This window comes from Paracoccus sp. AK26 (assembly GCF_011801365.1).
In the GTDB taxonomy this organism is placed as follows: domain Bacteria; phylum Pseudomonadota; class Alphaproteobacteria; order Rhodobacterales; family Rhodobacteraceae; genus Paracoccus; species Paracoccus aerius.
In genome coordinates this window covers 39,594-52,500 of record NZ_CP041042.1, presented here as the reverse complement: position 1 = coordinate 52,500, position 12,907 = coordinate 39,594, and the positions used below count along the sequence as shown (strand labels likewise).

The 12,907-nt window shown below is 69.2% G+C and carries 12 protein-coding genes and 1 riboswitch; of the genes, 2 read left to right on the top strand and 10 right to left on the bottom strand.

Features of this window, described 5'->3' with window-relative positions; all coding sequences use genetic code 11:
- Positions 1 to 524: 524 nt before the first annotated feature.
- Positions 525 to 1,124: a VPLPA-CTERM sorting domain-containing protein gene (locus tag FIU66_RS14155; RefSeq protein ID WP_167623567.1), complete on the top strand. Its 600-nt coding sequence runs from the start codon at positions 525 to 527 to the stop codon at positions 1,122 to 1,124.
- Between the two features lie 350 nt (positions 1,125 to 1,474).
- Here the strand turns inward: FIU66_RS14155 and FIU66_RS14150 are convergent, their stop codons facing one another.
- Complete coding sequence (locus tag FIU66_RS14150) at positions 1,475 to 4,813, bottom strand: class I SAM-dependent DNA methyltransferase (RefSeq protein ID WP_370528963.1); 3,339 nt, start codon at positions 4,811 to 4,813, stop codon at positions 1,475 to 1,477.
- A gap of 242 nt (positions 4,814 to 5,055) precedes the next feature.
- On the opposite strand from FIU66_RS14150, the gene FIU66_RS14145 reads away from it, so the two are divergent.
- A complete protein-coding gene (locus FIU66_RS14145) occupies positions 5,056 to 6,015 on the top strand; it encodes an aldo/keto reductase (protein ID WP_167623566.1) in 960 nt (319 codons plus the stop codon).
- Between the two features lie 6 nt (positions 6,016 to 6,021).
- On the opposite strand, the gene FIU66_RS14140 is transcribed toward FIU66_RS14145, so the two are convergent.
- From FIU66_RS14140 to thiD, 9 genes are read right to left on the bottom strand one after another with little or no spacing between them, the layout of a single operon-like run.
- Positions 6,022 to 6,747 carry an ABC transporter permease gene (locus FIU66_RS14140; protein ID WP_167623565.1) on the bottom strand — a complete coding sequence of 242 codons (726 nt, stop codon included), beginning with the start codon at positions 6,745 to 6,747 and terminating at the stop codon, positions 6,022 to 6,024.
- Positions 6,744 to 7,406 carry a TenA family protein gene (locus FIU66_RS14135; RefSeq protein ID WP_167623564.1) on the bottom strand — a complete coding sequence of 221 codons (663 nt, stop codon included), beginning with the start codon at positions 7,404 to 7,406 and terminating at the stop codon, positions 6,744 to 6,746. The genes FIU66_RS14140 and FIU66_RS14135 overlap by 4 nt, the downstream gene beginning before the upstream one ends.
- Positions 7,403 to 8,332 (bottom strand): ABC transporter substrate-binding protein, encoded by a 930-nt coding sequence (locus FIU66_RS14130; protein ID WP_167623563.1) that lies wholly within the window; start codon positions 8,330 to 8,332, stop codon positions 7,403 to 7,405. The genes FIU66_RS14135 and FIU66_RS14130 overlap by 4 nt, the downstream gene beginning before the upstream one ends.
- Positions 8,329 to 9,273, bottom strand: coding sequence for a HesA/MoeB/ThiF family protein (locus tag FIU66_RS14125; protein ID WP_240544791.1), 945 nt, complete (start codon positions 9,271 to 9,273; stop codon positions 8,329 to 8,331). Before FIU66_RS14125 ends, FIU66_RS14130 begins: the two co-directional genes overlap by 4 nt.
- Positions 9,270 to 9,863 carry a thiamine phosphate synthase gene (locus FIU66_RS14120; RefSeq protein WP_167623561.1) on the bottom strand — a complete coding sequence of 198 codons (594 nt, stop codon included), beginning with the start codon at positions 9,861 to 9,863 and terminating at the stop codon, positions 9,270 to 9,272. The genes FIU66_RS14125 and FIU66_RS14120 overlap by 4 nt, the downstream gene beginning before the upstream one ends.
- Entirely contained in the window at positions 9,860 to 10,621 is a 762-nt protein-coding gene (locus tag FIU66_RS14115) for a thiazole synthase (protein ID WP_167623560.1), read from the bottom strand. The genes FIU66_RS14120 and FIU66_RS14115 overlap by 4 nt, the downstream gene beginning before the upstream one ends.
- Before the next feature lie 3 nt (positions 10,622 to 10,624).
- Positions 10,625 to 10,819, bottom strand: coding sequence for a sulfur carrier protein ThiS (gene thiS, locus FIU66_RS14110; RefSeq protein ID WP_167623559.1), 195 nt, complete (start codon positions 10,817 to 10,819; stop codon positions 10,625 to 10,627).
- Positions 10,803 to 11,750, bottom strand: a complete 948-nt coding sequence (locus FIU66_RS14105) for an FAD-dependent oxidoreductase (protein ID WP_167623558.1) — start codon at positions 11,748 to 11,750, stop codon at positions 10,803 to 10,805. Before FIU66_RS14105 ends, thiS begins: the two co-directional genes overlap by 17 nt.
- The gene (thiD, locus tag FIU66_RS14100) at positions 11,747 to 12,565 is read right to left on the bottom strand and encodes a bifunctional hydroxymethylpyrimidine kinase/phosphomethylpyrimidine kinase (RefSeq protein ID WP_167623557.1); all 819 of its coding nucleotides are present in this window, start codon (positions 12,563 to 12,565) and stop codon (positions 11,747 to 11,749) included. The genes FIU66_RS14105 and thiD overlap by 4 nt, the downstream gene beginning before the upstream one ends.
- A 76-nt stretch (positions 12,566 to 12,641) precedes the next feature.
- Positions 12,642 to 12,748: riboswitch (TPP riboswitch) on the bottom strand.
- Positions 12,749 to 12,907 lie beyond the last annotated feature (159 nt).

Below are 12,907 nucleotides of genomic sequence, written 5' to 3'. Positions count from 1 at the left end.
AGGTGGCCTTTGTCATGATCGGTCCTCCATTTGATCGTCTGGTCCCTTAACGGCCCAGCGGCGGAAAAGGAGGCACCGCTTGGGGTAAGCAAGGTCGACCGGGACAAGGATCGAAGGCGCCGGTGCCGCTGCTTTCGCCTTGCTTGTCAGTGACAAACGCCATGCCCGCTGGTTCATCAGCCATCCCGGACACGGCCCAGACAGGAAACAAAAATCTCCTTCAGGTTGTAAACTACTGATTTTAATTAATTTTGTGGAACTTTCCGCGTGAAGGAGGGTTTCCACAATGTTCGTCAGTTCTTTTCTACAGAGTTTGTTGTTCCCAGTGCCGTGTTTCAGCATGCCCCGCCTGTTTGGCGGGGCTTTTTGCTGCGCTGCGACCGAGGCTCGGCACAACCTCAAGGTGCATCCGGGGTGGCTGAGGGTCGCCCTTCTTCAAGCTGCGTGCCTGCCAAAAAGACAGATGCGTTTTTCAGCAAACTTGCTATTCGAGGGATGTACCAAGTAACGAGTGAAGGTCGCTCATGGGATATTTGAAGAAAATCACCGCCGCCGGCGTTCTTGCCATGATGGCGACAGGTGCTTCGGCTGCAACTTGCGGAGATGGGAGCTATAGCATTTCGCTGGATCCCGCCACGGCCTGCTATGCCTACGGGACGGGCAACGTGAACGGCAATGCCAAGCACGACCCCATCCTGAACGGGACGACTGTAGGGAACAACACCTTTACCCTCGTTTCAGGCCCCGTCATATCCAGCCTCACACTGCTGGACAAATCTGACTCGGTTGGTGACCTGGAGGAAGGCGCCTTGAGCGGCACCCTCAGCGGTGGCAAGTCCGGACGCTTCACGCTGAACGATGTCTTGCCCTACAGCAGTCTGATCGTCGCATTGAAGGTCGGTAGCGGCAAGGACGGCTTCGACTGGGCGGCGTTCAAGGTGGCTGGCGCGGGAATGTTCGACTTTCTTGTGAACTTCAAGAAAGGCGGCGGCTTGTCGCATGTGAACGTCTACGGGGTTGAGGACGTGGCGCCTGCGCCCGTGCCGCTTCCGGCATCCGCGCTCTTGCTTCTGGGCGGCGTCGGGGGTTTTGCCGCCCTGCGCCGGCGCAAGAAGGCGGCCTGACCCCGACCGGCCGCCGGACGGCGACTTTGTCATGAACCAAAGGCCCGCGCGATGCGGGCCTTTTCTATCCCGGGCAGGATCCAGGCACGGACCACTGACGCCAATGCCGCTGCCGCACGCTTGCCGGGCCGTCGGGCTGACCACCCAAGACATCGGTCGTGGATTGTCGCAAAGCCTGTGCCGATCCCGCCGAGGGGGCCAGAAACCCCTGGAGCCTTTTGCGGCGCGCTGAAGGCCCGGCTCGACGGTGCGCGACGGCATCCTCTGGCCTGTCCGGCGCAACCATGATCGTGGCGCGTCCCTGTGGCGGAACCTGCCAGCCGCAGGGGGAAAGGCGTTTCGCCAGCAGATCAGGCCGCGAAGCGTCCGCCCTCGATCAGGCGGGCCTGTCCCAGGGCGCCAAGGCTTTCCAGCAGCGGCTTTACCGAGGAAGCGCGGGCGTGCTTGAACTTGCGGGCGACCTGTTCGGGCGTGGCCTCGCCCAAGTCGGACAGGACGGCGCGGACGGCGGCGATCTGTTCGGGCAGGGCCTTGGGCCACGCCGCCTTGTCGGCGGCATCGGGGGCCGCGCCCATGTCCAGCTGGGCCTGCCGGTCCCTGGCGGCGGCGATGCGGCCTGCGGGGTTCTGGTAATCGGGGCGCAGCCAGCGGACCAGGCCCGACGCTTCCTCGGCGGCGCGGGCACGGTTCAGGTCGACCAGGCGGGTCAGGATGGCCTCGTCGTCCAAGTCCGCGGGCCAGCCATAGGCCTCGGCCACGGCGGCGTCGATGCGGTCGTGGATGTCGCGCAGGATGCCCACAAGGCCCGCGTCATAGGTTTCCCTGTCGCGCCCCTCGATCCTTTCGCCGGCGCGCAGGTTTTCCAGCACGTTGTAGAGCGCCGTCAGGGTCAGCCGGGGATGCGCGGCCTGCCGCGCCTTGCGATGCGCGTCGAGTTCCTCGCCCAAGGCGCGCAGGCGGGACTTCTGGGCCTCGGTGGCGTCGGGGAAGGGGAAGGGGTCGAAGCAGACGGTCTTGTTGTAGACAGGCCGATCTTCCAGCACGCCGCCAACGGAAAGTGACCAGACGACATGGATGCGGGAAGAAAGAACCGCAAGTTGGAAGGCATCGTCTAGCCCGAAGACCACGAGCCGGTTGTCAGGCAGAATCGAGCCGTCCAGAAACATGAACAAGCGATGCTGCATCGTCTCTACGGTCACGATGTAGCGTTCAAGCCCTTCCAACGCCGGGCGCAGATCGCGGCGCGGCTCGCCGTGAATCCACCAGTTGCGCTTGTAGCTGTCGCGGTTGTTCTGGTCGCGTTCGGGCTTCACGTTGTCCAGGACGTGCTGATAGACAGCGGGAAACCGGGTCCGCACCTCGGGTTCGGACAGGCCGAACAGGTCGATCACCATGACGCCGCGCGGGCTGGCGGTCAGGTCGCGGCCGTTGCGATAGGCGCGGATATGCGCATCCAGCCCCGGCACGGTGCCCAAGCCAAGCGCCCGTGCTTCGGCCGGGGTGACGATGAAGCCCGCCCCGTGCAGCTTCACCCCTGGCGAGGAGATGCCGTCATTGGCCCGCAGCGGCTTGGCCCCCGCCACATCCGCCCCGATCCGCAGGTTGGCATGGATCTTGCCCACCTGCCTGGACAGGGTGACGGGCCGCCCCTCGGCCTCGCGCTCGCCCCGGCGTTCCTCGGTCACGGTGAACAGCCGTCCCGGCAGCGATCCGGGGGCCGCCACGGTCATGGCGATCCGCACCGCCGCGCCGTCGCCCGCATCGACCCAAGGGTGATCGGGGATGGCGAAGGCCAGCGACAGGGGCTTTTTCGGGGCCGACAGATGCGGTTCCAGCACCTGCCGGTTGAAGGTCTGGCGCAGCGAATTGGTGGTGATGAAGCCAAGGCGCCGGGTCTTGCCCGCCCGCACGGCCAAGGCCGCCTTTTCCCACCAGAACATCACGAAGTCCGCGCTTTCTGGCATCCTGGGATAGGCCGCGCGCAGCGCCTCGGCATAGCCGTCGCCCAGGGCCTCGCGCATCCGCTTGTCGCCAATAAAGGGCGGGTTACCCACGATGAACTCGGCCTCGGGCCATTTGGCCGGGCGGGGCCTGAGGTAGTCCAGAACCTGCACCCGCGCGGCCGGATCGGGCACGGCTTCGCCCGTGACCGGATGGCGGATGGTGGACACCCCGTCCCAGCGGGTCACCGGCCCGCCCGCCGCGTCCGTCCGGGGCCGGGTGCCGTCCCAGGACAGAACGGCGTCGCGGTTCTCGATGTTGCGGAAATCGCGCAGGACAGGCTCGGCCGGGCTGGCGGTGCCATGGGTGCGGAAATGCCATTGCAGATAGCCGATCCACAGCACCAATTCGGCCACGGCGGCGGCCCAGGGATTCACCTCGATGCCCAGGAACTGGTGCGGGTCGACGGTATGGCCCGCCAGGGCCAGGGCGCCCTGATCCTCGCCCAGCTCTCGCAGCAGGGCGATCACCTCGCCTTCCAGCCGCTTCATCAGTTCAAGCGCGACATACAGGAAGTTTCCCGACCCGCAGGCCGGATCCAGCACCCGCACCTCGCACAGGCGGCGGTGGAAGTCGCGCACGGTCGCGCGGGCATCCGCCAGCCTGTCCTGGCCCGCCAGCGTGACGGCCGCGGCCTGGATGTCGCGCCATTCGGCCCGCAGCGGCTCGATCACCGTGGGGTTCACCAGCCGTTCGACATAGGCGCGGGGCGTGTAATGGGCGCCCAGCTTGTGGCGCTGCCGCGTATCCAGCGCGCGTTCCAGCAGGGTGCCGAAGATCGCGGGCTCGACCTCTCGCCAGTTGTGGGATGCGGCCTGGATCAGCAGCCCAAGCTGCAGGGCGGACAGGGGCAGGGCCGTCGCCTCGCGGAACAGGCCGCCGTTGAAGCGTTTCAGGTCGCAGGACAGGGCGGGGGAAAAGCCGCCGCTGTTCATGGTGGCCCACAGGCTTTCCAGCATGGGGGCGGCATGTTCGGGATGGCCGCGCCGGTCCTTGAGCAGCTTCGAGAAGGCGCCTTCGGGGATCAGCTGCACGTCTTCGGCGAACATCGTGAACAGGGCGCGCATCAGGAAGCGTGCCACGGCCTCGGGGGCATGGCCCTGGGCCTCGAAGGACCGGCCCAGCTCGGCCAGGTGGGCTGCCACCTGGCGGGTGACCTGGGCGCTGACGCGGGTGGGATCGAGGCTGTGCGGATCGTTCCAGATGGCTTGCAGGCGGGCGCGGGTCGCCTCATGGCGCAGGTCGTCCAGCGTGATGCGGTAGCGGTTGCCGTCCGGGAACTGCGTATAGCCCTGCCCCTGGCCCGAGAAGTCTGCATAAACCTCGATCACATGGCCCACGTCGACGACCAGCAGGAACGGCGGCCAGCCATCCTCGCGCGCAACGGCGCGGGCATAGCCGTCGGCCTGATTGCGGGCGCGCAGCATGGTGTCGTCCCAGCGGCGCGACCCGCGCAGGCCGTGCCCCTGGCGCTGCACCACGGGCGCCCCGGCCAGCAGGTCAAGCTGGCTTTCATCCGGCGCGGCGCCCGTGCCCTGCTTGGCCTCCATGACAAAGCAACCGCGCCGGTAAAGGTCGATGAAGCCGCGCGACTGCGTGCCGGTGTGGATAAAGGTCACGGGCCGCTCGAAACGGTAGTCGTCGTTCTGCGCATCGGCGGTGGCGGGCTTGGGGGCCGGAACCTCCAGAAGCTGCGTCAGCTCATGGCGAACTGCTGGAAATTGGCCCGCTCGGCTCCGCCCGATGCCGACCAGCGGGCAATGAAATCATCAATGGTCAAGATCGATCCCGCTTTTTGGCAAGCAGTAGATCGGATTTGCACGCCCTGTCCACGGGCGGATTGTCCAATGCTGCGCCGGCACGGCGCCCCGCCCGCGCTTGACTGTCCCGGCCAACCCGGCTTCCCTCCTGCGGCACACAGGAGGCGGGAATGGAACAACGGCGGCTTGGGGACCGGAGGGTCGGCGCCATCGGCCTTGGCGCGATGAGCTTTGGCGGCATCTTCGGCCCGACGGACAGGGCGACCTCGCTTGCCTGCCTGGACGCGGCTGCGGATGCGGGCATCACCCATGTCGATACGGCCGACATCTATGGCAACGGCCTGTCCGAGCAGGTGATCGGCGCATGGGGCCGCCGCGACATCCATGTCGCCACAAAATGCGGCATCGTCACCGGGCCGCCCCGCACGGTCCGCAATGACGAGGCCTATATCCGCCAAAGCCTGGAAGCCTCGCTGCGGCGGCTGAACCGCGACCACGTGGACCTTTACTATGTCCACCGCCGCCAGCCCGACATCCCGGTCGAGGATCTGGCCGGGACGATGGGCAGGCTGGTCCAGGAAGGAAAGATCGGCGGCTACGGCCTGTCCGAGGTCGCGCCCGCCACCCTGCGCCGCGCCCATGCCGAACATCCGGTGACGGCCGTCCAGAACGAGTTCTCGCTGTGGACCCGCCTGCCGCAGCTTGGCCTGATCCAGGCCTGCGGGGAACTGGGCGTGGCCTTTGTCGCCTTCTCGCCGCTGGGGCGGGGGATGTTCGGGCGCGAGCCCCTGGCGCGCGACTTCCGCGCGGGGATCGATTTCCGCGACACCAACCCGCGCTTCGTCGAGCCGAACTTTTCCGCAAACATCGCCGCCATCCGGCCCTTTCGCGATCTTTGCGCCGCACGGGGATGGACGGTTCCGGGCGCGGCGCTTGCCTGGGTGCTGGCGCAAGGCGACCACATCATCCCGATCCCCGGCACGCGGACGGCGGACCATCTGCGCGACTGGCAGGGCGTGACGCTGGACAAGGACGACATCGCCCTGATCGAGCGGATCCTGCCCGCGGGCTTTGCCCAGGGCGACCGCTATGGCGATCACCAGATGGCCTTCGTGGAACGCTATTGCTAAGGGCGGTCAGCCTCCCGCCGCGTGACGTTCCAGCCGCAGTGCCAGGCGGGATACCAGGGCCTTGAAGGCCACCGCGATCAGAACCGTCGCCGCAAGGGCCGCGAACATCTGGTCGATCTTCATGCGCCCACCTGCCTGGATCATGACCGCCCCAAGCCCGCGCGACCCGCCCACCCATTCGCCCACGATCGCCGCCGCCGGGGCATAGACGGCGGCGATCCGCAATCCGCTGGCCAGATCCGGCAGGGCGGCGGGGATGCGCACGATGCGCATCGCCTCCAGCGGCGTGGCGCCCATGCTGTCTGCCAGTTCGCGAAACACCTTGGGCGTGCGCGCCAGCCCGTCGCCAAAGCTCGAGGCGACGGGAAAGAACACCATCAGCGCGACGATCGCGATCTTGGGGGCGATGCCGTATCCCAGCCACAGCGTCAGAAGCGGCGCAAAGGCGAAGATCGGCACGGTCTGGCTGAAGGTCATCGCCGGCAACAGCGCCCGGCGCAGGGCGGGCAGCAGCCCCATCAGCAGCGCCAGCACCACCCCCAGCCCCGCGCCGATGACGAATCCCGCCGCGATCTCGGCCAGGGTGGTCAGCGCGGCGCGGGCCAGCAGGTCCGGGGCGTCCAGCATGGCGCGGCCCACGGCCAAGGGGCCGGGCAGCAGGAAGCGCGGGATCCCGAAGGCCCAGACCGCCAGTTGCCAGGCCAGCAGGAAGGCCAGGGCAAGGCGGATCACCCGGCCAGGGTCCAGAACTGCGCTTCCAGCCGGGTGGCGGTGGAAAAGCGGTCCTGCAGCTGCGTCCAGCGGGGCAGATCCCGCGCCCCCGCCCCCAGCCGGCTTTCCACCGCATTGTCGATCAGCGCAGCGGTGCCGTGGCACAGCGCCTGATAATCCGGCCCGCCATAGGTGGCGATCCAGTCCGCGTAATCGGGCGCATGGGGTCCGGCCAGAAGCCGGGCGCCGATCTCTCCGTATCCCAGGACGCAGGGGGCAAGCGCCGCCAGCAGGTCCAGGAAATCGCCGCTATAGCCCGCTTCCAGGACATAGCGCGTATAGGCCAGGTTCTGCGGCGCCTCGGCGGTGGCGGCCAGGGCGTCCGGGGTGATCCCGGCGCGGCCGCACAGGTCCAGGTGCAGCCGCATCTCGGTCTCCAGCAGGGCATGGACGGTGGCGGAACAGGCGCGTATCTCGGCCAGGCTGCCCGCCTTGGTCACGGCCAGGGACCAGGCGCGGGCGAAATGGACAAGGAACAGGTAGTCCTGCGCCAGATAGGCCAGGAAGGCCCCGCGCGGCAGGCGGCCATCGGCCAGGGCGGTGACAAAGGGCGCGCGGACATAGGCGTCCCAATCCGGCGCGCCCGCACGCCAGAGGGGAAAGCAGGTGCCATAGCTCATGCGCCCGGATCCGTGGCCAGGGCCCCGACGGGCAGCACGGTGTCGATCAGGCCCGCGTCGCGCAGAAAGGCCTCGAACCGGGCATAGCGGGCGTGATCGACCGCGCCGGGGCTTTGGGAAAAGCGCGGCAGCGTGTCGGCCCAGGCCTGGCGGTTCAATTCGTCGTCCAGGTCGGGATGGGCCTCGCGGAAGACCTGCCAGGCCTTTTCGGGGTGGTTCAGGATGTAATGCGCGCCCCGTTCCATCGCGGCAACGAAGCGGGCGGTGGCGTCGGGGTCCATCGTCTGCGGATTGGCCAGCAGGATCAGTTCGTCATAGGCGGGGATGCCCTGTTCCTCGACGAACAGGCAGCGGCCCTCGGCCCCTTCCAGCCGCATCTGCGTCAATTCGAAATTGCGGAAACCGCCAAGGGTGGCGTCCACCTGGCCCGACATCAGCGCGGGCGACAGCGACCAGCCCACATTGACCAGTTCCACGTCGTCCAGCGTCAGGCCGGCGCGGTCCAGCATCGCGCCCATCAGCGCCGTTTCCATGCCCGGCACGGAATAGCCGACCTTGCGGCCCTTCAGGTCGGCGACCCCCTGCACCGGCCCGTCGGCCATCACCGTCAGGCAGTTCAGCGGCGTGGCGACAAGGGTGGCGACGCGGGTCAGGGGCAGGCCCTCGTGGACCTGCAGATGCAGTTGCGGCTGATATCCCACCGCCAGATCCACCTGTCCCGAGGCCAGCATCCGCGGCGGATCCGCCGGATCGGCGGGGGCGGCGATATCGACCGTCAGACCGGCATCGGCAAAGAAGCCCAGTTCCTGCGCCACGATGATGGGCGCGTGGTCGGGGTTCACGAACCAGTCCAGCATCAGCGACAGATCCTGGGCGGCGGCGGGCCCGCCGGACAGCAGGCCAAGGGTCAGGGCAAGGGGTTTCATGCGGGGTCTCCAAGGGCGATCAGGGCAATCTCGCCCGGCCAGTGCTGGCGCAGGCGGTCGGCGGCGGTCCAGGCGCGCAGCCCTGACCGGCAGGCCAGGACGACCCGCTGGCCCTCGGCGGGACGCAGGCCGTCGGGCTGGCGCAAGGCGTGCGGAACGAAGGGATGCGGGGCCTCGTCGGGGCCGCGCAGATCCACGGCCAGGTCGCCGGGGCGCAGCTGGCTTGTGGCGATGAAGCGGTGGCCGGTGGCGGGTTCCGGCGCGCCGTCAAAGCGGAAGCTGGCCGGGCGCAGGCCGTCAAAGCGGATCATCTGCCCCAGGGGCGAGGGGCGCAGCCCCAGCAGCACCGCAAGCGCCATCTGCGCCTGCAACGCGCCGATCAGCCCCGCCATCGGACCCATCACCCCCGCCGTGGCGCAATTGCCCGCCTGCGCCGGCAGATCCGGGAACACCGCCCGGACCGAGGGCGCGGTGCCGCAAAAGCCGCCCGCGAAGCCCTCGATCCGCAGGACGGATGCCGCGATCAGCGGGCGTTTCGCGCCCAGGCAGGCATCCGACATGGCATAGGTCGCGGCAAAGCTGTCGGCGCAATCCATGACCACGTCGGCGGGCGCCACCAGGTCCGGCGCATTGGCCGGGTCCAGCCGCGCGACAAGTGGCGCGACGGTCGTGTCGGGGTTCAGCGCGGCCATTTCCAGGGCGGCGGCCAGCGCCTTGGGCTGGCCGATGTGTCGGCCATAGATCGGCTGGCGGTGCAGGTTGGAAACCTCGGCCCGGTCGGGATCGACAAGGGTGATGCGGCCGACGCCCGCGCCCACCAGGTATTGCAGCACAGGGATGCCCAGGGCGCCCGCGCCGACCACCAGCACATGGGCCGCGGCAAGCCGGGCCTGGCCCGCGTCCCCGATCTGCGGCAGGACGGCCTGGCGGGCATATCTCATGCGATGTCCAGCCATTCGCGGACCCGCGCGTCGGGGTCGGGGTTCAGGGTGATGTCGGTCACGGCGGCCACCACGTCCGCGCCTGCCGCGATGGCCAGCCGGGCGCGGTGCGGCGTCAGCCCGCCGATGGCGCAAAGCGGCAGGTCCCCGATCCGCGCCTTCCACCGGGTCAGCTTCTCGACGCCTTGGCTGTGCCATTTCATCTGCTTCAGGATCGTCGGCCAGACCGGCCCAAGCGCCACGTAATCGGGGCGGCAGTCCAGGGCGCGGTCCAGTTCAGCCTCGTCATGGGTCGAGATCCCCATTCGCAGCCCGGCGGCGCGGATCGCGGGCAGGTCGGCCCTGTCCAGATCCTCTTGCCCCAGGTGGACGAAGTCGCAGCCCAGGTCGATCGCCAGCCGCCAGTGGTCGTTGACGACCAGGATCGCGCCGTGCTTGCGGCACAGGTCCCGGGCGCGGGCGATCTGGTCGCGCAGGTCGCCTTCGGGCCGGTCCTTGGCGCGAAGCTGAACCAGCCTGACGCCCAGCGGCAGGACGCGGGCGATCCAGTCGGCGCTGTCCAGCACGGGATAGAAGCGCGGCAGCGTCACAGGAAGGCCCTTCCGATCACGGGGGTCGAGGGGACGGCCATGTCGGTCCGCTCCATCGGGTCGGCCAGGCAGGCTTCGCGCCCGGCGCGGATGGCGGCGGCCATGGCACCGGCCATCGCGGCGGGATCGCCTGCGCGGGCCACGGCGCTGTTCAGCAGCACCGCGTCAAAGCCCATCTCCATCGCCGCAGCGGCATGGCTGGGCAGGCCTATGCCCGCATCGATGACCAGGGCCACGTCGGGAAATGCCGCCCGCAGCGCCCGCAGCCCATGCGGGTTGTTCAGCCCCAGGCCCGACCCGATGGGCGCGCCCCAGGGCATCAGCACTTGGCAGCCCGCCTCCAGCAGGCGTTCGCAGACCACCAGATCCTCGGTGCAATAGGGAAAGACCTTGAAGCCCTCGGCGGACAGGATCCGCGCGGCCTCGACCAGGCCGAAGACATCGGGTTGCAATGTGTCGGTGTTGCCGATCACCTCCAGCTTGATCCAGTCGGTGCCGAAGACCTCGCGGGCCATCCGGGCGGTCGTCACGGCCTCGCGCGCGGTGTGGCAGCCTGCGGTGTTGGGCAGCAGGGTCACGCCCAGCGACTGGATCAGCGCCCAGAAATCCTGCCCGCCGCCGCTTTCGCGGCGCAGCGACACGGTGGCCACGCCCGCGCCCGACCGGGCGAAGGCGTCGGCCAGCACCTTGGGCGAGGGATATCCCGCCGTGCCCAGCATCAGCGCGCTGTCGACGGTGGTGCCGTAGAAGACGGGCATCGGTCAGCCCCCCTGCATGGGCGCAAGCGCCTCGATCGCGTCGCCGTCGCGGAGGGGCGTGGTTTCGCGCAAGGTGGCGGGGACGAAGTGGCCGTTCAGCGCGGTGGCGATGCGGCCGGTCAGGCCGGCCTCGGCCAGGGCTTGGGCCAGGGTGGCGGCGCTGCTGTCCTGCGGGGTGCCGTTAATCGTGATCCGCATCCATGAACTCCGGTCTGGTCTGGTGTTGAAGGTGATCGGCCACCATGCGGGCGACGGCAGGGGCCAGCAGGAAGCCGTGACGGTAAAGGCCGTTGGCGTGGATGACGCCCCCCATCCGGCGGATGCGGGGCAGGTTGTCGGGAAAGGCCGGGCGGGCGTCGGCGCCCAGTTCCAGCACCTCGGCCTCGGCCAGGGCGGGATGCAGGGCGAAACCCGCCGACAGCAGTTCCAGCACCGCCCGCGCCGTGGGCGGGCCGCGCCGGTCGCTTTCCAGCATGGTCGCGCCCAGCATGAAGACCCCGTCGCCGCGCGGGACCACGTAAAGCGGCATCCGGGGATGCAGCAGGCGGACGGGGCGTGACAGCGCGATCTCGGGGCAGCGGATCACGACCATCTCTCCGCGCACGCCGCGCAGGTCGCGCAGCGCGTCGCGGGCGGACAGGCCCCGGCAGTCGATGACCTGACCCGCGACGCTGTCGGTCCGCCCCAGACGGTCGGACAGGATTGCCAGGGCCCGGCGCGGGTCCAGATGCGCCTCGTCCGCGAAGAACAGCGCACGGGCGAAGCGGCCCGCAAGGTCGGGCTCAAGCGCGGCGATGCCTTCGGCGTCCAGCATCCGGTGGCCCCGGCTGCGCCGGGCAAAGCGGTCAAGCGCCGCCGCATCGCGCGACAGGCTGACGACCAGCGTGCCGTTGCGCGCGACCGGAACCCCCTGGGCCTGCCACCAGTCGGCGGCACCCAGGCCGTGGCGGGTGACGGCTTCCTCGGCGCTTTCGCCCTCGCACCAAGGGGCCAGCATCCCGCCCGCCCACCAGGAACAGGCCCGCGGGCCGGGGCCTTCGTCGCGCACCGCCACGGAGATGCCGCGCCCTTGCAGTTCCGTGGCGACGCAAAGGCCCATCACGCCCCCGCCGATGACCGTGACGCTCATGCGGCGGCCCCCGCGCGGCGGGGCCAGAGCGCGTGGAAATGATGCACCGGCCCGTTGCCCCCGCCGATCGCCAGATCGTCCGCGGCCCGGATCGCCCCGTGCAGCCAGCCATGCGCCCGCCCCACGGCATCCGCCACGGGCAGCCCCTGAGCCAGCCCCGCCGCGATGGCCGATGACAGGGTGCAGCCCGTCCCATGCGTGTTCCGCGTGCCGATCCGGGGCGCGGTGAAGCGGGCGGAGCCGCCGGGGCCGATCAGGATGTCGGTGCAATGGGCACCGCTGGCGTGCCCCCCCTTCATCAGCACGTGCTGCGGTCCAAGCGCCCGCAGGGCCATGCCCTGCACCAGGGCCGCGGCCTCGGTCTCGGCCGGCTGGTCGCCCAGCAGCCGCGCGGCCTCGGGCAGGTTGGGCGTCAGGACATGGGCCAGGGGCAGCAGGTCGCGGACAAGGGCGGCGATGGATGCTTGGCCGGCCAGCACGTCGCCCGACTTGGCGATCATCACCGGGTCCAGCACGATGGGGACGGCGCAGTCGCGCAGGGCGTCCGCCACGGCGCGGGTCGCCTCGGGCGATCCGACCATGCCGATCTTGACGGCATGGACCGCGATGTCGTCCAGGACAGCCCGGATCTGCGCGGCGATCAGGTCGGGCGGCAGCGGGTGGACGGCGGTCACCGCGCGGGTGTTCTGCGCCGTCACCGCCGTGACGACGCTGGCGCCATAGCAGCCAAGGGCCGAGACGGTCTTCAGATCCGCCTGGAGGCCTGCGCCCCCGCCGCTGTCGGATCCGGCGATGGTCAAGACGGTCGGTGTCATATGCCCCCTTCCTTGTTCCGCGTGGCGGGTCATGGACAGGGGTGGAGTCGGCAGACGACGTGCGGCAACGGGCGGCACTGCCTGCCTATCCGTTCCCTCCGCCGGCATGACCCGGATCAGGTTCGATGGGTCGGTGCGCAATGCACCTCTCAGCCCCGCGACGGGACGCCCCAACGGATAGTGTTGCCCGCAGGCTAGCCGCCCCCAGGGCGAAGGTCCAGAGGGGTCTTGCATCCCCTTTTTGCAACGCAGGCGTGAAACATCTGGCCGATCCACGCGTTGGCGAAGATATGGTTTCGCTGCCCGGCCTCTCGGACCAGCCCGCTTTCACCGAAAGGAAAC